At 41.3% G+C, this 25748-nt stretch carries 23 protein-coding genes; 11 read left to right on the forward strand and 12 right to left on the reverse strand.

All coding sequences use genetic code 11. The annotated features are described in order from the left end of the window. Window positions 1-110 precede the first annotated feature (110 nt). Window positions 111-689 carry a glycine cleavage system protein R gene (locus GARC_RS06445; protein ID WP_007618032.1) on the forward strand — a complete coding sequence of 193 codons (579 nt, stop codon included), beginning with the start codon at window positions 111-113 and terminating at the stop codon, window positions 687-689. A gap of 19 nt (window positions 690-708) precedes the next feature. After that, window positions 709-1173: a thioredoxin-dependent thiol peroxidase gene (bcp, locus tag GARC_RS06450; protein ID WP_007618033.1), complete on the forward strand. Its 465-nt coding sequence runs from the start codon at window positions 709-711 to the stop codon at window positions 1171-1173. Between the two features lie 53 nt (window positions 1174-1226). On the opposite strand, the gene GARC_RS06455 is transcribed toward bcp, so the two are convergent. After that, window positions 1227-2294: an AI-2E family transporter gene (locus tag GARC_RS06455; RefSeq protein ID WP_007618035.1), complete on the reverse strand. Its 1068-nt coding sequence runs from the start codon at window positions 2292-2294 to the stop codon at window positions 1227-1229. A 149-nt stretch (window positions 2295-2443) separates the two neighbouring features. Here GARC_RS06455 and GARC_RS06460 point away from each other — a divergent pair, with 149 nt between their 5' ends. Together GARC_RS06460 and bepA are read left to right on the forward strand one after the other, a co-directional pair. Continuing rightward, window positions 2444-3019, forward strand: a complete 576-nt coding sequence (locus tag GARC_RS06460) for a hypothetical protein (RefSeq protein WP_007618038.1) — start codon at window positions 2444-2446, stop codon at window positions 3017-3019. Between the two features lie 170 nt (window positions 3020-3189). After that, window positions 3190-4584: a beta-barrel assembly-enhancing protease gene (gene bepA / locus GARC_RS06465; protein WP_456095257.1), complete on the forward strand. Its 1395-nt coding sequence runs from the start codon at window positions 3190-3192 to the stop codon at window positions 4582-4584. Here bepA and GARC_RS06470 read toward each other — a convergent pair. Further along, a complete protein-coding gene (locus GARC_RS06470; RefSeq protein WP_007618041.1) occupies window positions 4570-5037 on the reverse strand; it encodes a TlpA family protein disulfide reductase in 468 nt (155 codons plus the stop codon). The two genes, bepA and GARC_RS06470, sit on opposite strands and share 15 nt — an antisense overlap. An 88-nt stretch (window positions 5038-5125) precedes the next feature. On the opposite strand from GARC_RS06470, the gene arsC reads away from it, so the two are divergent. From arsC to GARC_RS06485, 3 genes are read left to right on the forward strand one after another with little or no spacing between them, the layout of a single operon-like run. Beyond that, window positions 5126-5479, forward strand: a complete 354-nt coding sequence (gene arsC, locus GARC_RS06475) for an arsenate reductase (glutaredoxin) (RefSeq protein ID WP_007618043.1) — start codon at window positions 5126-5128, stop codon at window positions 5477-5479. Next, on the forward strand, window positions 5476-6069 hold the full coding sequence (wrbA, locus tag GARC_RS06480; protein WP_007618044.1) for an NAD(P)H:quinone oxidoreductase: 594 nt from the start codon (window positions 5476-5478) through the stop codon (window positions 6067-6069). Before arsC ends, wrbA begins: the two co-directional genes overlap by 4 nt. A 21-nt stretch (window positions 6070-6090) precedes the next feature. After that, window positions 6091-6522, forward strand: coding sequence for a DUF2069 domain-containing protein (locus tag GARC_RS06485; protein ID WP_007618045.1), 432 nt, complete (start codon window positions 6091-6093; stop codon window positions 6520-6522). Here GARC_RS06485 and hda read toward each other — a convergent pair. Both hda and GARC_RS06495 read right to left on the reverse strand, forming a co-directional pair. Then, window positions 6519-7238, reverse strand: a complete 720-nt coding sequence (gene hda, locus GARC_RS06490; protein ID WP_007618046.1) for a DnaA regulatory inactivator Hda — start codon at window positions 7236-7238, stop codon at window positions 6519-6521. The two genes, GARC_RS06485 and hda, sit on opposite strands and share 4 nt — an antisense overlap. Next, complete coding sequence (locus GARC_RS06495) at window positions 7226-8341, reverse strand: DUF2066 domain-containing protein (RefSeq protein WP_007618047.1); 1116 nt, start codon at window positions 8339-8341, stop codon at window positions 7226-7228. Before GARC_RS06495 ends, hda begins: the two co-directional genes overlap by 13 nt. Window positions 8342-8572: 231 nt before the next feature. On the opposite strand from GARC_RS06495, the gene purM reads away from it, so the two are divergent. The 4 genes from purM (at window position 8573) to fadE (ending at window position 13637) form a co-directional block, all read left to right on the forward strand. Continuing rightward, entirely contained in the window at window positions 8573-9610 is a 1038-nt protein-coding gene (purM, locus tag GARC_RS06500; protein WP_007618048.1) for a phosphoribosylformylglycinamidine cyclo-ligase, read from the forward strand. Further along, window positions 9611-10258, forward strand: coding sequence for a phosphoribosylglycinamide formyltransferase (purN, locus tag GARC_RS06505; protein WP_007618049.1), 648 nt, complete (start codon window positions 9611-9613; stop codon window positions 10256-10258). Next, window positions 10251-10988, forward strand: a complete 738-nt coding sequence (locus tag GARC_RS06510; RefSeq protein ID WP_007618050.1) for a DUF3108 domain-containing protein — start codon at window positions 10251-10253, stop codon at window positions 10986-10988. Before purN ends, GARC_RS06510 begins: the two co-directional genes overlap by 8 nt. A gap of 177 nt (window positions 10989-11165) precedes the next feature. Beyond that, a complete protein-coding gene (gene fadE, locus GARC_RS06515) occupies window positions 11166-13637 on the forward strand; it encodes an acyl-CoA dehydrogenase FadE (RefSeq protein ID WP_007618051.1) in 2472 nt (823 codons plus the stop codon). A 194-nt stretch (window positions 13638-13831) separates the two neighbouring features. Here the strand turns inward: fadE and yegD are convergent, their stop codons facing one another. The 8 genes from yegD to GARC_RS06555 form a co-directional block, all read right to left on the reverse strand. After that, window positions 13832-15289: a molecular chaperone gene (yegD, locus tag GARC_RS06520; RefSeq protein ID WP_007618052.1), complete on the reverse strand. Its 1458-nt coding sequence runs from the start codon at window positions 15287-15289 to the stop codon at window positions 13832-13834. Between the two features lie 336 nt (window positions 15290-15625). After that, complete coding sequence (locus tag GARC_RS06525; RefSeq protein ID WP_007618053.1) at window positions 15626-17221, reverse strand: class I adenylate-forming enzyme family protein; 1596 nt, start codon at window positions 17219-17221, stop codon at window positions 15626-15628. 120 nt (window positions 17222-17341) lie between these two features. Further along, window positions 17342-18214 (reverse strand): SDR family oxidoreductase, encoded by an 873-nt coding sequence (locus tag GARC_RS06530; RefSeq protein WP_007618054.1) that lies wholly within the window; start codon window positions 18212-18214, stop codon window positions 17342-17344. Between the two features lie 82 nt (window positions 18215-18296). Continuing rightward, window positions 18297-20090 carry an acyclic terpene utilization AtuA family protein gene (locus GARC_RS06535; RefSeq protein WP_007618055.1) on the reverse strand — a complete coding sequence of 598 codons (1794 nt, stop codon included), beginning with the start codon at window positions 20088-20090 and terminating at the stop codon, window positions 18297-18299. Window positions 20091-20101: 11 nt separating this feature from the next. After that, window positions 20102-22081 (reverse strand): acetyl/propionyl/methylcrotonyl-CoA carboxylase subunit alpha, encoded by a 1980-nt coding sequence (locus tag GARC_RS06540; protein ID WP_007618056.1) that lies wholly within the window; start codon window positions 22079-22081, stop codon window positions 20102-20104. 74 nt (window positions 22082-22155) lie between these two features. After that, a complete protein-coding gene (locus GARC_RS06545) occupies window positions 22156-22968 on the reverse strand; it encodes an enoyl-CoA hydratase/isomerase family protein (RefSeq protein ID WP_007618058.1) in 813 nt (270 codons plus the stop codon). Between the two features lie 82 nt (window positions 22969-23050). Next, window positions 23051-24664: an acyl-CoA carboxylase subunit beta gene (locus GARC_RS06550; RefSeq protein WP_007618061.1), complete on the reverse strand. Its 1614-nt coding sequence runs from the start codon at window positions 24662-24664 to the stop codon at window positions 23051-23053. 59 nt (window positions 24665-24723) lie between these two features. Further along, window positions 24724-25686: an NAD(P)H-dependent flavin oxidoreductase gene (locus GARC_RS06555; protein ID WP_007618063.1), complete on the reverse strand. Its 963-nt coding sequence runs from the start codon at window positions 25684-25686 to the stop codon at window positions 24724-24726. Window positions 25687-25748 lie beyond the last annotated feature (62 nt).

Below are 25748 nucleotides of genomic sequence, written 5' to 3' on the forward strand. Positions count from 1 at the left end.
CTCTCCCCTAAAATTAGCGCCTAATGGTAAAGATCTGGCCCCCTAAAAACAAGCATTGAATAGCTCAATTGCTAGATTAGAATTGAAACTGGATCAACCCACCCACAATCATGTATGTTATAGCCAATTTGAAAGCAACTAATTGGTTAAAAATGCAGCAGCAACTTATCATTACCATACTAGGTTCAGACCAATTTGGCGTGTTAAGCACTTTGGCAGACACAGTATCAGGAGTGGGATGCAATATTTTGGATAGTCGCCAAGCCATTTATGGAGAGGATTTTTCGTTAACTATGATTATCGAAGGCAGTCAAAGTGCGATTACCCAAGCCGAATGTTTATTGCCACACACTTGTCAGAAGCACAATTTATTGTCAATGATGAAACGCACCAAAAAGCATTGCAAGCAAAACCTAGAACATCTAGCGGACGTCATCATTCATGGCGAGAGTACTCCAGGATTGATTGACCAGGTCACTGATTTTTTCAAACAACATCATATCTCGGTCAGTGCATTTAGATTAAAGTTTTTAGATAAAGAAGAAAATGATTCTGCCAACGACAAACACATGAAGTGTAAAATGGTAATTTCTATCCCTCATGAACTTGAAGTTGAAAAAATTGAACAGGCACTTCAAAACCTGTTACAACCACTCAACCTACAAGGTTCGATTAAACCAAATCATTGATAATGAAAGGCAATTTATTATGAACATGCTTAAAGCGGGCGATGTTGCGCCACAATTTTCTCTACCCAATCAAGATAACCAAACAGTTTCACTAAGCGACTTTAAGGGTAAAAAAGTATTGGTTTATTTTTACCCCAAAGCTATGACACCGGGCTGCACCATACAAGCTCAAGGTTTACGTGACAGCCAAACGTCATTGGCTGAGTTGAATGTTGAAGTATTAGGTGTGAGCCCTGATGCAGTTAAAAGGCTGCCAAAATTTATAGAAAAAGAAAACCTCAACTTCACCCTATTATCCGATGAGGATCATGCTTTAGCCGATGCATTTGGTGTTTGGGGTCTAAAGAAATTTATGGGTAAAGAATACGATGGCATTCATCGTATTACGTTTTTGATCAATGAAAACGGCGAAATTGAACATGTGTTTGATAAATTCAAAACTAAAGATCACCATGAAGTGGTATTGGCCTATCTACAAAAGTAATCAGTATTAAAGTCGGAGCCGTTTATTCACATATGAATTCGGCTCCACTTTACTTAGATTTCAGTCGCTAACTCCTTTGGACTTGACCATGCATTGACAACTGCCTTAACTAAGGTAGCTAAAGGAATAGCAAAGAACACCCCCCAAAATCCCCACAAACCACCAAAGAACAACACTGCGATAATGATATACACAGGATGTAAACTCACCGCTTCAGAAAATAATATAGGGACTAATACATTACCGTCTAAAGCTTGAATAATGCCGTAGGCGACCATTAAATACCAAAATTCAGGTGTTATACCCCATTGAAACAAAGCAACTATAGCGACAGGAATAGTCACAACAGCGGCGCCTATATAAGGAATAAGCACTGAAAATCCCACCAACACCCCCAGTAACAGTGAATAACGTAAGTCCATAAACGCAAACATCACTGCTGATACAGTACCAACAATGACAATTTCAATAACTTTACCGCGAATATAATTCGCAATTTGCAAGTTCATTTCACTACCCACTTGTTTGATCAGGCGGCGTTCAGTAGGTAATATAGTAGAGATATTAGACACCAAAGTATCTTTATCTTTAACCATAAAAAACACCATCAGCGGCACTAAAATCATATAAATAAGTAAAGCCCCCAACCCGCCTAAAGAACTGAACGAGGCGGATAACAGTTGCTCTGCAAACACCACTACCCTTTCATTTATACCGTCCAACACATCTTGAATTTGTGTCAGTTGCACAAGATCTGGATAGGTTTCAGGCAACTTTAATAACCAGACTTGCCCTTGCTCCCAAATCTGCGGCATTTCTTTAATCAAGTTAATACTCTGCTGGGCAACAATAGGTACAAGACCCACAAAGGTTAAAATTGAGACGCTTATAAAAGCAAATAATACTAATACAGTGGTATAGCCACGAGACAAACCTAACTTACATAATTGCACAACCGGCCAATCTAACAAATATGCAATAACGGCGGCCACTATAACAGGCATTAAAATTCCGCCCCAAACGGCCAGAAGCAACGAACTGACAAGTAACAGCAATAACAGCATCAAAGAATCAGGATCTGAAAATTTTCGCTTATACCAACGTTCAAAAACGCTTAACATCTAGTATCCTTGTATATAAATTGCTATCACCAACCTTTAGTATATTGATGATAGATAAAAATCGTCTGTATGATAGAGACATTATTGCATAACCCTTACCTGATAAAATAGAGGTTATAATAGATTACAGAAATAAAGAGAGGCTGTTTTTGCAATTAGACTGGACATGTCGTTTTGGCAACGTAAAAGCTATATTACAATTAAAAAAATCACTTAATTTAGGTGAAATCCCCGATCACTTTCAAATAGTAGCGAATAAACTACTGGAATTAGAAGGCACTTTTAGCGACGGTTTTGATAATAATATTAAATATTTACTGAATAAAAAAAACTGGCATTTAGTCAATTGTAAGCAAGGTAAGCCACCGATATCCCTGAAAAAGCACTGTAACCAATACGCCTTTGATTTACATTGTTTTCCTATAGTTAACGACGAACCCCAAGCTTTAATTAAACCTTATGATACAAATTCACCATTCAAGGAATTTAATCCCTCGAGTTTAGGTCCACTACTTAGTATTCCACAACTAAGCGACTTTATGAGTGTAACTATCCGTTGTGGTGACGAGGCGGACATGGAATTACTTAAATATGCCCATATGTTACTAGAACAATTAATTGATTTGTTGAGCGCATCATTACAAGTTGTTGAGAATAGCGGACAATCGATCCAAGAAGTATTTTTGTCCATTGAGCAACAATTAAAAACCATTAAAACGGTATAATGCTTAGGAAAAATTGAACTAATGGGCAGGTTGTTGACCCATAACACGGGCTAGTATTTGTGAACCAATACTGCCAGATAATATATACACACTAAAATTAGACGTAATCTATGATAAAACCTATTGCTAACATTGTGGTTTCTGCCTTAAGTATATTCTTATTAGGCACTATGTCTGTTAGCGCAGTAAATAAGAAAAATGACTTACCCGAAATAGGAGTGGTGGCGTCTAGCGCTATCAGCCTTGATAAAGAGGTATTGATTGGCGATGCGCTTATGCGTCAACTCCGTGGTCAAGCCCCTATTATTAACGATCCATTGTTGGATGAATATATTCAAGATCTTGGTAATCGTTTAGTTGCTCAAGCAGACAATGTAAAATTTCCTTATAAATTTTTTATTCTTAATAGTCCGGACATCAATGCTTTTGCGTTTTTTGGCGGACATATCGGTATACATACCGGACTTATTTTTAATGCTCGAAACGAGTCTGAATTAGCCTCTGTGTTAGCCCATGAAGTCAGTCACGTTACCCAAAGACATATTGCCAGAAGTATTGAAGCCAGACAAAAATCATCTCCTTTGCAAATTGCCAGCCTTCTGGGTGGAATACTGTTAGCAATGGCTAATCCTGAAGCAGGAATGGCAGCAATCTCAGTAGGAAATGCTGCATCGGCACAATCTTCAATCAATTACACCAGACAAAACGAACAAGAAGCCGACAGAGTGGGCATTGGCATATTAGCTGAAGCTGGCTTTGATCCTAATGGTGCAAGCAGTTTTTTTGGTATTTTGGCTGAAAAAAGTCGTCTTAAATCGACCCCTTTAGCATTTTTACTTACTCACCCTTTACCCGAATCGCGAATTGCCGACGCTCGCACCCGAGTCGCTTCATTTCGACCACGAAATGTACCTGAAAGCATCAATTTTCACTTAGCCAAGACAAGAATTTTGGCGCGTTATTACGCCAATCCGAAGCGCAATATCGAATACTTTGCTGAGATAGTACAAAAACAAAGTTATGTTTTTAAACAAGCAGCTGAATACGGTTTAGCGTTATCTTACTTAGCCGACGAACAATTTGAACCCGCACTAAAGTTAATAGAAGGGCTATTGCAAAATAATCCGGATAATTTATTTTATTTAGACACCTATACCGACATTGCGATTGAGACAAATCAACATCAAAAAGCGATAGATAAATTATCCGCACAAATTGTCAATGCACCTTTCAACCGAGTGTTGACCTTAAACTTAGCGAATGTGTTGATCAAAACCAGAGATTTTGAAAGAGCAACTTCACTTTTAAAAGATTATCTACTAATTAATCCAGACAATATGTTGGCCAATGAATTACTTTCAGACGCTTATCTAAGTAGCGGACAAAAGTTGGAAATGCACCAAGTAAAAGCCGAAGTGTATGCCTTAGTGGCTGCCTACCCAAGAGCAATTGATGAATTACATACTGCCTACAATTACGCCAATAACCGTAAAATTGAACAACAACGGATACGAGCCAGAATAGAACAATTTAGAACGGCGCAAGAACGTTTACAAACCCTTTAATGTATTGATAGTTTGTATGAGTTTTTCGGCACTTTGTTCACCTTTCAATTGTTTTTGCACTTTACCATCAGCATCAAGAATATAAGTGGTCGGTAAACTGTTAGGTGGACGCTCCCATGGCAGAGTATTCAGTCGCTCTATAACCGGAAATTGAATATTATATTTTTGTTGTAGAGCACTGAGTTGCTCATTGCTCAATGGATCAAAACTCACGGCAAAGATATCTATTTCATCATTATGTAGTTGGTAGAACTGATTTAACTCAGGTATTTCTCGTAAACACGGCGCACACCATTCTGCAAAATAATTAACTACTTTCCATTTCCCTTGTGAATTACTCCAACTATTCCCTTGTCCATCAAGGGTAGCAAAATCGACTTTTAACGCTTGTTGAGTCCACAAACCTAATAACAAAGCTAACGACGCAGCCAAAAAAATAACAATCTTTTTCAAAATAACAGTGTCCTAAATGTGAGTTACTCTCAATAAAATGTAGAATACACTTTATAAATACGATATCTCATTCAAAGTGAAAAAATTTATGTCTGACCTAAAAATATTACACAATCCTAGATGTTCAAAAAGTCGCCAAACCCTGCAATTACTTCAAGAAAAAGGCTTTGAGCCACAAATTATTGAATATTTGAAAACCTCAGTCAGTGCAGACGAACTGACAGATATAATATCTCAATTAGGCTTTTCTTCAGCCAGACAATTAATGAGAAAAGGTGAAGACGTTTATAAAGAACACAATTTAGCTGATCCAAATTTATCTGAAGATTCACTCATTGGGGCAATGTTAGACAATCCTAAACTCATCGAACGACCTATAGTGCTAAACAAGGGTAAAGCCGCTATCGGTCGCCCCCCTGAATCAGTATTGGATATTTTATGAGTCAAGTGGTACTGATTTTGTATTACAGTCGCCATGGTGCTACTCAAGCTATGGCTAACAGCATTGCATTAGGTGTTGAAAAATCAGGACTTGAGGCTAGGTTACGCTGTGTGCCTGAAGTGAGTAACAATTTTACTAAGATTCAAAATTCAGTGCCTAATTCGGGCGATCCTTATGTAGTCAAACAAGATTTAGATGATTGTTGTGCCTTGGCACTTGGCAGTCCAACCCGTTTCGGTAATATGGCAGCACCTTTAAAATATTTTTTAGACGACACCAGCGCTCAGTGGTTAGCGGGCACATTAGAAAATAAACCCGCTTGTGTTTTCACCTCTACATCGAGTATGCATGGCGGGCAAGAGTCAACCTTGCTTACTATGATGATCCCACTGTTTCACCACGGCATGGTATTATGTGGACTGCCCTACTCTAACCCAGAATTACATACCACCTTATCAGGAGGTAGCCCTTACGGAGTGACTCATTTAGCCCAAGGCGACAATAAAAACAAACTCACTGATGAAGAACAAAGATTGTGTATCGAACAAGGCAGAAGATTAGCTGTACTCGCCACAAAACTAGGTAATTAACCTGAATTCGGGACAAGTAATATGACATTTAACAGCACATTTTTTCGAAGATTAACCTTAACAAGTTACCTATTACTGATTGTTTGGCTAGTGGTTTGGCATTTTGTTTTAACCATAGATAAACCAACTTCAACTTTGTTCACTTTGTTATTTTGGATAATGCCAATCCTATTACCCATTAAAGGACTGATAGAAGGTAAACCCTATACATATGCATGGACCAATTTTATTGTAATGTATTATTTGTTACACGGTTTAACCGCTGTGTATGCCGTCGAAGGGGAAAGGTTGTATGCCCTAGTCGAAATAATATTGTGTTGTGCACTATTTACCGGATGTAGCTATTATGCGCGAATTAGAGGACGTGAACTCGGATTGGGTATTCGTAAATTAAAAGAAGAACTATTAGAAGAAAAACAAGCCTTCGAAGGCCAAAGTAAGAGTAAAAGTTAAAGCTCCAAAATAGACTTAACAAAAGGAATGCTGAGTTTTCGCTGCTGTTGCAGGGATTGCTCATCAAGAATATCCAAAGAAGCTATTAAGGCGGGCATATCTCTTTGCCAATGAGTCACCAGATAGTTAGCCACATCTTTCGACATATTTAAGCCTCTATGCTGGGCTTTAACTATCAACGCCTGTTTTCGCTGCTCGTCGTTTAATGAATAAAGTTGAAAATTAGTGCCCCAGGACAGCCGAGATATAAGGTCGGGAAGCTCTAGGGTTAACTGTTTTGGAGGTTGATTACCTGTAATCACTAAGCAACTACTATTCAATTCATTGACTCTGTTGATCAAGTCAAATACGGCTATTTGCCAAGCACTTTCACCTTGCAATTTTTCAATATCGTCAAGACAAATTAAACGATAATGTTCCAGCCCTATGAGCACATCTGGTGACATATGTTGTTTTTCGTTAAAGCTTAAATAAATACAACTCTCACCTGCTATTTCTGCCTGTTGGCAAGTTGCATACAACAAATGACTTTTACCCAAACCAGAGTCAGAAAATAAATATGTCAGCCAATTATTGACCTTTTTATTTTCAAACTGACTAAATAGCTCTCGTAAGTGATTACAAGCTTGCAGATTTTGCCCCGGAATAAAACTGGCAAATGATTCTGTGTCTTTTAAGCCAATAGGCAATGATAGTTGACTATTTACTTGACCCAAAAGAATTCCAAACCAAGTATAGGCTGACCAAAATCATCAACAACAGGTCTTATTTTACTATCTAAATTCAGGGCGTTGGTTAAATCTTCAACGTCACCTAACAAATCTAATTCAAAGGTTGCCCTAGTGCCTTGCTGCTTAATGAGTGTGGCTTCATTAACAACACTCATATTTTCTAATGACTTTAAGGCTTGGCTGTAATAAGTAAGGGAATCTATATTATTAACCACTATTTGAACTTTAGAATCTGCCTGGTCAATCTGAGTCAAATCGATCGCATATTTAAGAGATAACTGATCTGCCAATGCATCGATCAACCCCTCAGCAATACTCAACGGACTATCACCTTGGACTTGACCAGCCAATAGCCCCCCCCCTTCTATCATGGTCCAGTCAGACGACCATTTTGTCATCGACTTTTCATTCTCCATGACACTGTTTTGCGTGACATCAGATGATTGATTACCTGTCAGATAAATTCTCGCAGAAAGTACAGACGGCACAGCATAACGTTCGCTGGCTTTGAAAATTTGAGTGCTAAAACCACCCCAAATATCATACACACTCAAAGTTTGTATATCATCAAGATCCCATAGGGGAAACATTAATAAAATACCTCTTTGCGCTGCCCGTATACTTAATTGTTGATAAATTTCTGAATATTCGTTTACTGTCGCAATTTGTCTGTCTGAACCATCAGATGACTTGATAGCTAACCAAATTAACGAATCTGGACGCCTTTTGTCCCAAACCGGAAAGCCAGCTTTGCGAATAAGGTTCTCCACTCGCTGGGGATCAAAATTTATCACCAAATAAAGTTGTGATTCTAGCTTTTCATAACTGTAAGACCTGACATAAGGAGTCACCTTAGTCATGGCATTTCTAATTTTTTGGTTAGTCAGTAAATCGTTATTACCTCGAACTTTAATCAGCACTTGTTTAAGGGCGAGACTAAAAGCATTATTTTGTTCCCGCTGGGACTGATCATCTACGGCAATCTTAGCATCGTACAGATCATCAATAACCGCTGCTTTTACGCTCTGCCAGCTTACTAGCCACACAAGCAAAAACACTAATAGCACAGGGTTTATTTTTATTGGCATCAGGGCCAACTCTCCTCAAAACAGTTTTTTAGAAATTTTCTTAAGGCTATTGTCTTTTATTTGTGAACAAAATTCATCAATTGTTTATCAATCTATATTCCCAATCCTCCTAAAAATGAAAATTTAAGCGATATTTGCATATATATGTCAATATCTGTCGTTGGTATTATTTGTGCAAGCTGCTAAAATCTGCGCTCTTTTTTGCGGCCATAATTGAATTGAGGAAAATACGTGAGCGATAAAAACTCATCACTAAGTTACAAAGACGCTGGGGTTGATATTGATGCAGGCAACCAGCTAGTAGAAAGAATTAAATCGGTCGCAAAAAAAACTCACAGACCTGAAGTTAGAGGTGGCTTGGGTGGTTTTGGTGCTCTTTGTTCATTACCAGAAAAATATAAGAAACCTCTTCTAGTATCAGGCACCGACGGTGTTGGCACTAAACTAAGATTGGCTATGGACTTAAAGCAGCACAATGGCATTGGCATAGATTTAGTCGCAATGTGTGTTAATGACTTAATAGTGCAAGGCGCAGAGCCTTTGTTTTTCCTTGACTACTATGCCACCGGAAAATTAAATATTGATACTGCAGCAGAGGTTGTCACTGGCATTGGCAAAGGCTGTGAATTAGCCGGCTGCGCACTTATTGGCGGAGAAACAGCTGAAATGCCAGGCATGTATCATGGTGAAGATTATGATGTGGCAGGGTTTTGTGTAGGTGTAGTCGAAGCAGAAGATGTTATTGATGGTTCTCGGGTTGCTCACGGCGATGCGCTTATTGCTCTAGGCTCATCTGGTCCTCACTCTAATGGTTATTCTCTAATACGCAAAATCATAGAAGTATCCTCAAGTGATACAAGTGAAGCTTTGGAAGGCAAAGCCTTATCAGAACATTTGCTTGAACCTACCCGTATTTATGTAAAGAACGTATTGTCTTTATTGGAACAAATTCAAGTTAACGCCATATCCCATATTACTGGCGGTGGCTTTTGGGAAAATATTCCGCGAGTTTTACCCCAAGGCACCAAAGCTGTGATTGATGGGTCGAGTTGGCAATGGCCAGCAATATTTAATTGGTTACAACAAAAAGGTAATGTAACAACCCATGAAATGTACCGTACCTTCAACTGTGGTGTTGGTCTAATCATAGCCTTGCCTAGTGATAAAGCTGCCCAAGCGATAGAGATATTGAACAAGCTTGGCGAAAATGCATGGCAAATAGGTCATATAGAAAATAGTGATTCCGAACAACAGGTTGAGATCAATTAAGTGACTGAGCAAAAGTCCATAGTGGTATTGGTTTCAGGCAATGGTTCTAACTTGCAAGCGATCATCGATGACATTTCTCAGCATAAAATTAATGCCAAGATTTCAGCGGTTATCGCTAATCAAGAAAGCGCCTATGCGTTGACTCGTGCTGAAAACGCGGGTATTCCCGCTTTGTATATCGATCATAAAAGTTTTGCTAGTCGCGAAGAATATGATGCCAAAATGGCTAGTTGTATAGACGAGTTCAAACCGAATCTCATTGTATTAGCTGGTTTTATGCGTATTCTTACACCTTCCTTTGTTGAGCACTTTCAAGGTAGGATGTTGAACATTCATCCATCTTTGTTGCCCAAGTACAAAGGATTGCATACACACCAAAGGGCAATTGATGCTGGTGATAAAGAACATGGGGCATCGGTGCACTTTGTCACACCAGAGTTAGATGGCGGGCCGGTAGTATTACAGTCTAAAGTGCCAGTGTTTGAACAACAAGATGAGCAAGAGTTAGCGGATCGAGTACAACAACAAGAACGTCAAATGTATCCTCTAGTAATTAAATGGTTTTGTGAAGATAGGCTAAAAATGATCAATAATAGAGCAGTACTAGACAACCAAATATTAGCTGAAGAGGGTTACGCTATTGGGTAAATCGATTATTCTTTTATCAATAACCTTAGTTTTAGGGCTGACTTTCGGTGCAAATAGCCCTGCTTATGCCGACTCCGAACAACTACAAGGTTTTGAAGCTGAATACATCGTCTATCGATTTGATAGAAGTTTAGGTAAAGCTAAACTAAGCCTGAAAGCTGATAAAAACGATCTGTACAGGTTAGATTATTACTCTAAAGTCTCAGCTTTCTTTTTATCAGACGTTCGTTCTGAAACCAGTTTCTTTACTTTTAGTGATCAGCAATTACACCCCCTTACCTATGCTTATAGCCGCAGTGGAACAGGTTCGAATAAAAGCACCAAAATCCACTTTGATGCTGAAAAGTCAACAGTCACAGTCAATCAAGCGCAACCGATAGAATGGACTGGGCAGCTAGATAACCAGCTTTATCGCTTAGATGTGCAATTAAAATTAGCGTCGGGCAAACGTGAATTTGAATATAATATCGTTAATAACAGAGGAGAGTTACGCCATTATGAGTTAAAAGTTGTTGGCAAAGAACAACTCGACTTACCTTTTGGTATGATTGAAGGGATCAAGGTTAAAATTATTAGAAATAATTCATCAAGAGAAACAATAGCCTGGTTTTCTCCGCAACTTAACTATCAATTAGTTAAGCTACAACAGTTTAAAGATGGTGACGAACAAGGTGAAATTCGTTTGAAATATTTCAAATCTGAAAGCATCCAACCAGAAACTAAAAACTGATCCCCTCAAACAACAACTACCCTATACTGGGGTTGCTCTGTTATCATTTTAATTGATACAGTTTTATTTGAAATATTCATCTCAATCATAGTTATAAACTGATCCTTAAACTTGATTTTCACATAGTATAAATATACTGTTGAAAATCTGGTCTGACCTCTAAAAATTGGAGCATCTATGCAAATCCTAATGTGGTTTTTATATGTAATAGCAGCGCTAGGCGTAACAAGCTATTTTCGAATGAAATTGTTTAATGCAACTATCGCAATATTTTGCCTATTTGTAGTTGGAAATATTATAGGTCTAATAGGTGAGTTTACCTGGTTAGCATTTTTAATTGTGGCCCTACCCCTCAATATTGAATCGGTTCGTAAGCAATATATCAGTGAGCCTATTTTTAAAATCTACAAAAAAATCATGCCTGAAATGTCGAGCACAGAAAAAGATGCCATCGATGCTGGTACGGTTTGGTGGGATGGCGAAATATTTAGTGGTAACCCAAATTGGCAAATGCTCCATAACATTCCTCAAGCTCGTCTAACGGCTGAAGAACAAGCATTTTTAGACGGTCCGGTAGAAGAAGTCTGTAAAATGTGTGATGACTGGGAAATCACCCACAAAAATGCCGACCTTTCTGCAGAAGTGTGGCAGTACCTAAAAGATCATAAATTCTTTGCCATGATCATCAAAAAAGAATTTGGTGGTTTGGACTTTTCTGCATATTGCCAATCTCGTGTGCTACAAAAGTTATCTAGTGTCAGTGCTGTGCTATCCACTACTGTAGGTGTGCCTAATTCATTAGGGCCTGGTGAGTTATTACAACACTACGGAACTGAAGAACAACAAAATCATTATTTACCAAGATTAGCCGTGGGTGATGAAATTCCCTGTTTCGCACTAACAGGTCCTGAAGCGGGTTCGGATGCAGGCTCCTTACCTGACAGCGGTATAGTGTGCAAAGGACAATGGAACGGCGAAGAGATACTTGGTATGCGCCTAACCTTTGATAAGCGTTATATCACCTTAGCCCCGGTTGCGACTGTTATTGGCTTGGCTTTTAAAATGTATGATCCAGACGGATTATTAGGTGATGAGCAAGAATTAGGCATTACCTGTGCATTATTACCGAGAGACACTGCAGGAATGGAAATAGGCAACCGCCATTTCCCACTAAATGTACCCTTCCAAAATGGACCAATCAGAGGTCAGGATATTTTTGTACCTTTAGATTACATTATTGGTGGTACCAAAATGATCGGCCAAGGCTGGCGTATGTTAGTTGAATGTTTATCTGTGGGTCGAGTTATTACCTTACCATCAAACTCAGCAGGTGGAGCCAAGAGTATTGCTCTTGCGACTGGCGCTTACGCGCGTATTCGTCGTCAATTTAAAATGCCTATAGGTAAAATGGAAGGCATTGAAGAGATGTTAGGCCGTATAGGTGGAAATGCTTACTTGATGGACGCAGTCACTTCCTTTTCAACTAAAGGCATAGATTTAGGTGAGAAACCTTCGGTTATATCCGCTATCTGTAAATATCATTTAACAGAAAAAATGCGTCAGGTAATTAATGACTCCATGGATGTACATGGTGGCAAAGGCATTATGCTTGGAGCCAATAACTATTTAGGCCGTGCCTATCAAGGTGCACCTATTGCAATTACAGTTGAAGGCGCCAACATTCTAACCCGTAATATGATGATATACGGGCAAGGCGCCATGCGCTGCCATCCTTATGTATTAAAAGAATTACTAGCAGCCAACAATCCTGATGCAGACGAAAGTTTAGAGCAATTTGATGAAGCAGTATTTGGACATATTGGTTTTGCAATCAGTAACTTATTCCGCAGTTTATGGTTTTCTCTAACGGGAGCTCAATTGACTAAAGCACCTTTTGATGACGAAACCTCAGGTTATTATCGTTCAATGCAGCGTTATAGTTCTAATATGGCCTTTTTATCTGATGTTGCCATGGCAGTCTTAGGTGGTGAATTAAAACGCCGTGAACGTATTTCGGCGCGTTTAGGTGACATATTGAGCTATCTATACCTCACCTCATGTGTATTGAAACGTTTTGATGATGAAGGACGCAAAGCTGACGATTTACCTTTAGTGCACTGGGCTATGCAAGACAGTTTACACAAACTAGAAATTGCATTGGAGGAGTTATTCGACAACTTCCCTTCTAAGATAATGGGTAAAGCACTTAAATTAATTATCATGCCTTTTGGGAAAAAATATAAGCGTCCCTCTGATCAATTAGAGCATGACATTGCCACACTGTTACAGACTCCGAATGAAGCCCGTAATCGCTTAGGTGCGGGACAATATTTATCTCGCGTGCCAGGTAACTTGATGGGTGATTTAGAGCAAACCCTTGAAAACGTAGTAGCCGCAGAACCTATTTATAATAAGGTATGTAAGGCAGCTAAAGAATATCTACCTTTTACCGAGTTAGATAAGGTGGCGGATAGAGGTCTGGAATTGCAAGTGATTACCGAAGAACAAGCTAGTTTGCTTAGAGAAACAGAGAAAGGGCGATTACGCACTATCAATGTTGATGACTTCAAACATAGTGAATTGGTACAAACGGTTGAAATAGAAAAACCAAAACCCAAAAGAAAACCACGAGCCACCAAAACTGTTTAAGCCCTATCTTAAAGCCCTGTTAATCAGGGCTTTTTTTTAGAAGTAAGATGAAATACCAGGATAATTAAACAACCAAATTAGCAATTTGGTCATAATAAACATTCTTAAATTAAAAAAACAAGCTCATAAAAAACTGGTTTTGCAGCACAGAGCGCGGATAATCACATTTTATTACAGGGGCAATCGAAGAATAGTTACCCCCTAAACACCCGCTGCGCATGTGTTACTAACCCTGATGTCACACTACCAAAATGATTACCTATCACTACTTCAACATCTGGAAATATTGAGTTTATCCAAGTTTGAATGACCGGTGAAACCGCGGTGCCTCCGGTAACAAATATGCTGTCGGGTTGGGTGCCCGCTAGTTGTACACATTCGTTAATAAGTACTTCAAATTGCCTTAATTCATCCTTGATGGCATCGCTCAATGCTACTCGGCTGATAGGTACCAACAGATCATTTTCAATATAATGAAGTGGTAAACTGATATTTTCGTTACCTGATAGTTGGATTTTCGCCATTTCAGCACTTTGGTTGAGTCTGAGTCCTAGTTTGCGATCTCTTAGTGTTCTTAATCTTTCGAGTCGTTTGTCTTCGCACATGCTGCAGAACCTTGCTAGTTCAATGCCTGTTCTATTAGCACTAAAGTCCTGCTGTGCCCTAACATCATTAATATTGACCGCTTGGCTAAATAAAGTAATCGGCACAGGTAGGCCGTTGTTTAACATGGCGTTTTTACCAAAGTGAGGCATTATTGTCATTAGGGCCAATTTGTTATCAAGATCAATACCCCCTACCCTTTTACCCGAATAACTTAATATGCCAGTTTCTCTAGTGTCAGAATGAATATAACTAGGCCCTAGTTTTAGCATGGAACAATCGGTGGTACCTCCTCCCAAATCGAGAATAAGCACCACTCTATCTTTCGTCAGTTGTGTTTCATAATGGTAGGCTGCGGCTACAGGCTCCATTAAAAACTCAACATCTTTAAACCCCACTTTTTTGGCGGCTTTGTCGATGATTTGTAAGGCTTGTTTGTTGCCATCATTTCCTTGTAGGCCATGAAAATTAACAGGTCGGCCAATGACAACTTGGTCTAACTCAATTCCCTTTACATATTCACTTTCTTGTTTAATAAAAGACAACATTTTTTCAACTACAGTTGAAAACACTAGTTGCTGGGCGGCAGAAATATTAGCCCCAAGAAAGGATTTGGGTGACTTAATGAAAAAACCGTTTTCAGGATCAGCAATATGAGCTAATTCGGCTTCTTTACCGAAGATAACCTCGCGGTTGGATTGCAAGGCTTGCATTACACTTTGTGATTTTTGGCTGGTTTTAGCGTCTTCACGATTTTCTTTGCGTATTTGTTTACGAAACACACTAACCAGTTCCTCATCACTTAAAATACGTACATCTTTTGACTTATCACCATTATTAATGCGTTGTGATTGAGCAGTCTTTTGTGCACGAACTCGCTTAGATAACTCTAACTCTGAAACCTCTTCAGCTTGGATCACGCCGTGCTCTAAAAAGATACAAGAAGACAGCCTAGTTTCACCGTCTTCCAATGGAATGAGTACAGTTTCATTATTATCTATTATGCCGATCGAACAATTGGATGTACCGAAATCTAATCCTGCAAACATAAGAACTCACCCTTGTGGCAATTAAAAAGTTGAGCGTTTTAGCCCATTTAACAGATGGCGTCAACGAGACATTTGAAATGAATTCAACAATTTCAAACTCAAAGAGAGTTATCTAAATTAAATGTATTGGTATCACCACAGATATGTAGCTCTACAGAAGTGTTATTTTCTAAGAGTGAAAATATAAAAGCTCTTATAAAACAGGTCCCTACATACCCTAATATTTACTTAACCTAACAAGTAACGATAGCGCAGTTAAAGCTAGCATCTACCAAATTTGTATCAGAAGCCGGTTGTTTTATTGGATTGTGCCCAACCGGCTTCTTCGGGATATATCTAACTTTCCTCTTTTGCAAATATATCGCGATATTGATCCCGTAATTCTACTTTGCGTACTTTCCCCGTTCCCGTCACCGGCAGTGAATCACAGAAAAAAATAGCCTTAGGCACTTCGAACTTGCCTAGGTGAGCTTTGCAGTGCAATTCTATTTCTGCCTTATCCATTTCAGCCCCCGATTGGATTATCATACATACACAAACAGCTTCGCCCCAGTGAGGATGGCTTATACCAAATGCCGCTGCTCGCTCTACGCCCTCGAGGGATTCTAAGATCTGCTCAACTTTCTGGGATGATACATTTTCGCCACCGGACTTAATGGTATCTTTTATGCGATCAATAAACAGTAATTGCCCTTGGTTATCAATTAAACCTAGATCACCAGTATGGTGCCAACCAAATCGAACGGCTTCATCGGAAGCCTCAGGATTTTTATAATAGCCACTCATCACTTGCGGCCCTCGCCAAACTATTTCACCGACTTCTCCATTCGGAAGTTCATTGCCAAATTCGTCCAGAATAGCTTGTTCCGCAGTACAAACAGGGACTCCCCAGTAATTACCTTCAGCAAATTCAGTCAGGGTATTATCGCGATACATGCAGGCCAATGGGGCAAATTCTGTTTGCCCACTGCCTAAATGCATAACACAGCCAAAGGCCTGGCGTACTTTATCTAAACTTTGGCGATTCATCGCAGCCATGGCGTAAACGCCCGTTTTAAACTTTCTGAAATCACGTTTTTCGATATCAGGGGTAGCCAATAAAGCATTCCACATCATAGGAAGTAATACCGCGGTTTCAATTTGTTCTTGTTCAATACTGTTAATAATTAAGCTAGGTTCGAATGCGGCATGTAATACAGCACAGCCACCTCGTAATAGGGTTGGGTGTAAAATAGATAAGGCTGCACAGTGAAACAGCGGTAACACTACCATCATGCGACTTTGTTTATTGATATCCAATTCGATAACACCAGCCAGTGCGGACATCATCAAGGTTAAGTGGGAAGATTCCACAGCCTTCGGCCTTGAGGTTGTACCCGACGTATAAATCATATGAGCGGTATCACGATCGACAATAATACGATCTTCAACCTCAGTTGTGTTTTGATGCACAATTAATTCATCTAGTGCATAGTTGGCTTGGCCTTTTTCTTTGCCTATTTGCGCAGTGAGCATGATGTTATCGCTATTGCTACAAAGCGATAAAACAATGTCGTTAAATATATCTTCATATACGATGGCCACAGACTCGCTGTGCTCAAAGTTATAACGAATGTCATCGATATTTTGCATAAAATTAATGGGAACTACGATCACGCCAAGCTTGTAGCATGCAAAATAAACCACCACCATATCTCGTTGGTTAGTCGAAATTAAAGAAAGTTTATCGCCTTGTTTTAGGCCCTTTGAGGTAAGACCGTACGCGAGCTGGTTAACGCGGTTATTTAACTCGCCATAGGTTGTCTCGCGGCGCCCTCCTTTAGGAAAGTCGACTAGTGCGGTTTTACCAGCACTGTCTCGGCTGCGTCGCCTCAATAAGTCTCCCATTGCGACACGTTCAATCAGATTTTTTTCCAGCGCTTTATCTCTCATCTTCAGATCCTTAGGCGATAACATACCGTTTTATATAGTTTTTATAGGTAATTGCCGTGCTAAGTCGAACTCAACAACATCACTCATAGAATGTCTACTGGCAACTTTAATGTTGTTTTTTTAACGCAATACCTCGGGTAATTCAGAACGGTGGAAACCGTCCCATGTGTCACTATTACTTGGCTTCTGATTGGTTAAAGGGAATAGCGCAGGGGCCGAGCCCATGTTTGAGCCACCATCTACCCAAATAGATTGTCCGCTAATAAAATTTGCACCATCGCTCATTAAAAAACATATAACAGAGGATATTTCTGCCTCACAGGCAATACGGCCTAATGGCACAGCATATTTCAGATTGCGCAAAGCCACTTTCATTTCATCTGGATAGGTATCAAGCCCTGAAGATGCCACCCAACCTGGAGCAACGGTATTAACCCGCACACCATGCCGCCCCCATTCCCATGCAGCCGTTTTGGTCAGGTTTTCGACACCCGCTCGAGCAGCACCAGAGTGCCCCATACCGGGCATGCCATTTTTGTTGTCAGCGGTAATGTTGACAATACTGCCGCCATGGGTTTTGAAATGTTGTTTAAACATTTCTCTGGCCATTAAAAAGCCGCCAACTAAATTGGTTTGCACAACCGTTTCAAAACCTTTCTTACTAATGGCTTCTAGAGGTGCACGAAACTGACCTCCTGCCACATTAACAAGACCGTGAATACGAGTGTTTTTTTCAAGAATTTGTCCAATGGTTTCAGTCACTTTTTCTTCGTCGCGGATGTCTATCCCGTAGTATTGTGCTTCACCACCATCATCGGTTATTTCTTGTGCCGTTTTACGAAGTTTTTCAACTGTCCGTCCTAACAACAACACTGTGGCACCAAGAGATGCTAATTCGTGAGCGGTGCAGCGCCCAATGCCGCTGCCTCCACCAGTAATGACGATAGTTTTGCCACTGAAGCTTTTCGCCGCAAGGCTAGATTGATAACCCATAGTTGTACCTCCTTTCAAAATGAACGTGATTTTTTGTCTAAACTGACCAACATAATACAGCTCGGATCATAGGGAAATGGCGTCATACACCCCAACTTTTGGGTACGTTAACTTGCATCGATAACAACATCTGCGCCGCTGCTTTTCCTTGAGAATCTATTCTGAGAGATGCCGTTCCGCCTCCGCCTAACGCTTCGGTCATCAGGAAGTTAAAACCATCAATTCCAGGCACATTAAAACGCTCTACCTCACCTTCAACCTGATGAGAGAAATAGTCTTGCACCGCTTTTGCTGTTACCTGATGGTAAAGAACCGGTAAAAATTTGGCCTCACGTGAAATAATGCCAATGTTCACATTATTACCTTTGTCACCACTACGTGCGTACACCAGTTTTGATAAGGGCACGGTTGCCATTTCATCTTCCGTTAACCTGTCATTTTTTGTACGCTGCGCGGAGTACGAACTTGCCAAAGCTCGTTCTGAGTGTTCAGGGCTCAAATAACACTTTTCAATAATTGGATCATTGTTTAGCTGCACAATTACAGGCACTAAGGACTTGTCTATCAATGCCGAATGAACACGTATTAATGGTTGTGGTTTGGGGCGACCAGCACCAAAACCGCACATGCCGGGAGCGGCAGATGTGGCAAGGTAAGCAATTTCTTGGGAAGTAAATTGTAATGCTTCTTTAGAGTCGTGATGCAAGCCAAATTTAACCATCACTTCGCGAGTATTTTGGGCTTTTGCATGTGGCCCGTAAGTCGCCTCTGAACCAATGATTTCTAAATTAGTATCGCGATAACTAGGCCAGCCTTTTTCGGCAAACGCTCGTTCAGTGCGTTTTATGAGTGCATCGACGTTAGCTTGGCCTTTTTCAACACAACGCTCTCCCCCCATAAAGAAAGAGCTCATTAGTTTGTAGCCATCCACATAAGTGGCACAGACTTTATATTGATTGCCCGGGGCTCGCCCTTTGGCTCCAGAAACACGTACGCGATTTTTCGCCACTTGTTTGAGCTCAATATTACTAAAGTCGCAGGCAACGTCGGGCAATAGATAATTAGCCGGATCACCAATTTCATATAAAACTTGCTCGCCTACAGTCGCGGTACTTACCATGCCGCCAGTATTTGGTGGAATACAAATATCAAAATCACCGTTACTGCTTACTTCTGCAATGGGGTAACTCATATTTGAAAAATCTGGGACTAAATGCCAATCTGTAAAGTTGCCTCCTGTGCACTGTGCACCACATTCCAGTACATGACCCGCCAGCGCACCTTGGGCTAACTTGTCATAGTCATTTTGGCTCCAAGAAAACTCATGTATTAATGGCGCGATAGTCAGCGCACTATCCACGATGCGACCTGTAACAACTATATCCGCACCAGCGGCTAAGGCGTCAGCAATGGGCTGTGCACCTAAATAGGCATTGATACTGGCAAGGCGTTTAGGCAAGGGCTGTTTGGTCTGAGTTTCTGATAAATCGCAATCGGATAACTCACTGCGCCTAGCAGATAAATCGTCGCCATAAACACCCGCAATATTTAGGTTTATATCTAATTCACTACAAAGTTGTTTAAGTGCCGCAATACAACTAGGCACATTCATGCCACCAGCATTGGCAATCACTTTGATACCTTTTTTAGCGCAGTCTTGTAAAACATCCTTCATAGCGACAGTGACAAAATCAACAGCGTAGCCATAGTTATCGTTTCTTGCTCGAGCCTGTGACAATATTGCCATGGTCACTTCAGCTAAATAATCAAAAATAAGGTAATCAATCTCACCGCCATCAACTAATTGTCGAGCTGATAGTTGACTGTCGCCGTAAAATGCCGAGGCTCCGCCAATTCTTACTGTTTTATCTGTCATAAAAACCTTCGTTATTTTTTTAAATCTTCCACTTGATCAGATGCGATAGTGACCAGTAGTTGTTTGGATTTAACTTGCTGGCCTATTGCCACGCCAACAAATTCCACTCGTCCCTTTACCGCCGCTTTCATTTGGTGCTCCATCTTCATGGCTTCCATTACCACTAAAATTTGCCCCACCTCAACTTCGTCATTATCCTGCACCAACACATCGACAATCACGCCGTCCATAACAGCCTTAACGTCACCGCTACCTTCGGTGCCATTTACCACAGCGGGTTTGTGGGTGATATTCTCAAATCTATAGTGTCCAGTACCATCATCTAGAAACAGTACATTTTGTTGTAATACATAGTGACAAGGTTCACGTATGCCCTGTTCAATAACCACACATTGATTTTCAAGATGGGAAATGACGTCTAATTCGGTTGCGCCGCTATCTGTAGACACCCAATAGTGGTTTTCTTGCTTTGTAAGATGTATGTCGTAAGTCTGGCTATTAAAATCTAGCTTAAAGTTATAGGCCTCTCCCGCAGCACTACGCCACGTAGATCCCCCTGCCAGTTCGTGCTGATAATAAAGTACGGCGGCACGGGCTAATGTGCTTACTGTGGCAGTATCACGGCACACACTGTCGTCATCACCGAAATGTTGTTCGATAAAAGCGGTAGTTGCCTCACCCGCTAAAAAAACTGGGTGCCTCAACACATTTTGTAGAAATAGTTTATTGGTATTAACACCTAACAGTTGGGTGTCTTGAGTAGCGCTGGCAAGGCACCGCGCTGCGTTCAAACGGTTGTCTGCGTATGCAATAATTTTTGCTAACATTGGGTCATAATGAGGGCTCACCACGTCTCCGGTGTTGATCCCGTGATCAATTCGAATACCTTGGCGGTGCTCGGTTGTTTGCCACAATAAAACTTCACCGGTCTGGGGCATAAAGGCATTACGCGGATCTTCGGCATAAAGACGTACTTCTATCGCATGTCCAGTTATGACAACCTCTTCTTGCTTTAATGGCAGAGGTTCACCTGCTGCCACTAATAATTGCCATGCCACAAGGTCTTGCCCAATCACCAATTCGGTCACAGGGTGTTCAACTTGTAAACGTGTATTCATTTCTAGGAAATAAAAGTTCTTATCTTTATCAACTAAAAACTCGACCGTACCTGCACCTTTGTAATGACAGGCCTTCGCGGCTTCAACCGCAGCATTGCCCATACGTTGCCGCAATTCATCATCCACAAAAGGCGATGGCGCCTCTTCCACCACCTTTTGATGTCGGCGTTGTATAGAGCAATCTCGTTCGCCTAGGTGTACGGTGTTTCCAAAGGCGTCAGCAAACACTTGGATCTCGATATGACGGGGTTCTATTACTGCCCGTTCTAAAATTAACTCACCACTTCCAAAGGCGTTTTGTGCTTCAGAGCGCGCGGTTTTAATATGACCGGCCAGCTCTGATTCATTCCAAACCAGCCGCATACCTCGTCCACCGCCACCGGCCGATGCTTTGACCATAAGGGGAAAGCCAATCTGCTGTGCTTGTTCGATAAGTACCTGATCACTTTGGTCCTCTCCCTGGTAACCTGGAATACAGGGAACACCCGCGGCTAACATGGCCACTTTGGATAGCCTCTTACTCCCCATAAGCTCAATGGCATCAGCATTTGGGCCAATAAAGGTAATACAGGCTTCTTCGCAAGCACGGGAAAATGAGGCATTTTCTGACAAAAAGCCATAGCCTGGATGGATCGCATCGGCGCCAGTTTTTATTGCCGCAGCAATAATTTTTTCTGCAACTAGGTAGGAATCCCCGACACTAGCCGCCCCAACACACACCGCTTGGTCTGCTTCAAGCACATGGCGAGCCTGACTATCGGCTTGGCTATATATCGCTACTGTTCGATAACCCAATCGTCTAGCTGTTTGGATCACCCTTACGGCAATTTCACCACGGTTCGCAATCAGTATTTTATTCAGTGTTTTCATCATCGACTCGTTATTGATTCACTCGTTATTGACCCACTCAAAATCACTGGGCTGTTGAAAGTAATATATGACATCAATCACTCACACCAATTGGGTTTTCTTTTTTGCAAAAAGGCTTGTGTACCTTCTTTACCTTCTTCGTTGGTCAATGATTGGGTAAAGGTATCTGCGGCCTCATCTAACAGTGATTCGAGATCAATCTGACCTACCTTCAACATCAACGCTTTTGTAGCGGCATTAGCTTTAGGCGCACAGCGTCTAATATGTTTAATGACCTTATCTAGCTGTGCTTGCATTGCTTCTGGTGTAAGACTGACAAAATGAACAATACCTAATGCCTTTGCTTCTTCACCATTAATTCGTTCACCTAAAAGCGCCAAACGACGGGCATGGGTTAACCCTATGCGAGCAACAACAAAAGGGGCGATTTGTGCGGGAATAACACCCAAACCAGTTTCAGGCATTGAAAAAAGAGCATTTTTATCCGCAATAGCCACATCAGAAATGCACGCCAAACCAAATCCGCCTCCAAGTACCGCACCTTCAAGTACAGTAACAACTACTTGCGGTGCATGGTTCACTAGGGTAATCATACGTCCAAAACTTCGATTGAATTCCCACACTGTTTTGTGCCGTTGTTCTTCATTTGCCGCATCTTTATGCATGTCAGAAATATCGCCTCCAGCGCAAAAATTTCCGTCACTGCCGCGAATAATTACTGCTCGAATTTGGTTGTCATCGGCAATGCTTGTAAAAACACTTGTCACTTCGTTCACCAAGGCTAAATTCATGGCATTCTTTTTATGGGGACGGTTTAAGGTGATAGTTAACACGCCCTTATCAGAGGTCACCACTATCTCTTGGTACTCTTGCTGTTTTGAAATCAACATATTTCTTTATCTCTTTAAGTTACATCTAAAGCAAATCTCGTAGAAAATACTCAAGCGTAGAGGCTTAGAGTAAAATCAATTATTAGAAGCGAGCCACCCCGAAAGTGCTGGAATTTACCGTACGCTTATCACCCTCTCGGCAAATCCCCAAGGTATACGCCAAAATTTTTCGGGTATCGCGGGGGTCTATCATCCCGTCATCCCACAAACGGGCAGAATTAGCTAAAGCACGAGATTTAGCTTCAATAACATCGACTGTGCCTTTTTCTAATGCATCGAGCCTGTCTTCATCAATATTGCCACTTCTGGCCATTTTGGCTTTAGCCACGGTTCTTAACACACTGCCCGCTTGAGCTGGCCCCATAACTGACACAACCGAACGTGGCCAGGCAAACATAAAGCGGGGATCGATGCCCCGCCCCGCCATGGCATAATTGCCGGCACCAAAAGAGCCCCCTAAAACAATACTTATTTTTGGGACGCTGGTATTGGTGACCGCTTGAATAAGTTTTGCGCCATGTTTAATGATACCCGCACGCTCAGATTCGGTTCCCACCAGAAAGCCTGTTGTGTTGTGCAGAAATACGATAGGAGAACCAGATTGTTGACACAATTGTATAAATTGAGCGGCTTTAGCAGCCCCTTGAGCGGTAATAGGTCCATTATTTCCAATCACACCACAAGGCATACCGCACACTTCTAGATGGCCACAAACCGTACCTATGTCATAGTCGGCTTTAAAATCTAGGAAATTAGAATCGTCGGCAATTCTGGCTATAACTTCGCGCACATCGTAGGGTGTTTTTGCATCTTTAGGTACGATGCCGAGCATTTCGTCAGGATCATACATAGGTGCCTTATATGCTTTTTTAGCAGGCGAGATGATGTTTTTATTCCAACCTAAACTACGCACAATTTCGCGGGCAACCCGAATACCATCGGCGTCATTTTCAGCTTGATAATCTGCCACACCTGACACTGAACTGTGCATTTCTGCACCGCCAATATCTTCGTCTGTGGCAATTTCACCGGTAGCAGCTTTCAGCAAGGGCGGACCCGCTAGATACACAGTTGATTGCTTTCGGATCATCACTACATAATCTGACAGACCTGGTTGATAGGCCCCTCCGGCTGTTGCACTTCCATGCACCACGGTAATTTGTGGAATACCGGCAGCAGACAACTTTGCCTGCAAGGCAAAACCTGCACCAGAAAAACCAAACCAATCACCCAAGGAGGTTAAATCGCCGCCACCACTTTGCGCGAGGGCTAAAACGGGTAACTTATTTTGCAATGCAATATTGTACATTCGCTGACGTTTAAAACTGCCAAGCTGGGTGATACTGCCGCCTTTGGTAAGATAGTCATCTACCAATATCATGCAGCAGGTACCGGAAACATAACCAATACCAACAATGACACCACCACCAGCGGCTGAGCCGTCGGTATCGCCTTCTTGCATGTAGCCACACAATGTCGACAACTCAAGAAATGGCGCGCCGGGATCTAATAAAAGGTTCAAGCGCTCTCTAGGCGGAATTAAACCACGCTTGATGTATCGCGGTGCTTTTTCTTGTGCCATGTGAATGACACGCTTTTCGATGCCACGCACCTCTTCTACCGCGTCGAGCATTACGGTGGCATTTTGCTTGTATTGTGTTGATTGTGTATCAAGCTTGGAATGGATGATTGCCATGTTTTCAACCCGTATTTGTTGTTAATGAAGGAGCTTAATTGCTACCGTTTTTACGCAATTCATGAACCGTTATTGCTAAAGGCTGGCTTGTGGACAGCCTCTTGATATTGGTTTTTTAGTTGTTGAACCAACTCAGTCATAGGCAATACATCTTTGATACCGGACACACCATGCCCTGCACTCCAAAAATCTTTCCATGCATTGCTTTCTCCTAGGTCAAGATCAACAAGTGTTTTGGCTTGATAGCTTTTTAAATCAACCCCAGCACGGGCGATTGACGGTTTGAGAAAATTACATTTCACACCTGTAAATGTGTCGGTATAGACTAGATCTTTGATTTCAGAGGTCACCAACATTGATTTATAATCAGCTTCCACTTCTGCTTCTTCGGTAGCAATAAATCTTGTACCCATATAGCTAAAATCAGCCCCTAAAATTTCAGCAGCGCGCACGCCGTAGCCATCGTTAATAGCACCGGCTAAAGCTAACGGCCCATCCCAAAACTCGCGTATCTCCCTGACCAAGGCAAAGGGATTAATCTCACCGGCATGTCCGCCGGCACCTGCGGTAACAATAATGATGCCGTCAACACCTGCCTCGATGGCTTTTTTTGCATGTTCGGCCCGAATGACGTCATGAAACACAATGCCGCCCCACTGGTGAACTTCTTCAACCACTTCGGCTGGATTACCTTGACTGGTGATCACAAAGAGTACTTGATGTTTCTTCACAACAGCGCGGTCATTGTGCAAACGAGTATTAGACGGATGAACAACAAGATTAACCGCAAAGGGTGCCGTTGGCTTATCGGGGTTTAACTTCGCAAATGTCTCTAATTCTGTGGAAATTTCCGTGATCCAGCTGTCGAGTACGTCTTGAGTGCGAGCATTAAAGGTGGGAAACGAACCCACAATGCCATTTTTACAAGCACTGATCACCAAAGTTGGAGTCGACACTAAAAACATAGGGGCGCAAATGACCGGTAAACTTAACTTGTTTTTAAATAATGCTGGAATAGCCATTTAGATTGCCCTTTACACTGCTATTTAGGTTCACATTGGATAAACATGACACGTCAAGTTAC

The sequence above is a fragment of the Paraglaciecola arctica BSs20135 genome, assembly GCF_000314995.1.
GTDB lineage: Bacteria > Pseudomonadota > Gammaproteobacteria > Enterobacterales > Alteromonadaceae > Paraglaciecola > Paraglaciecola arctica.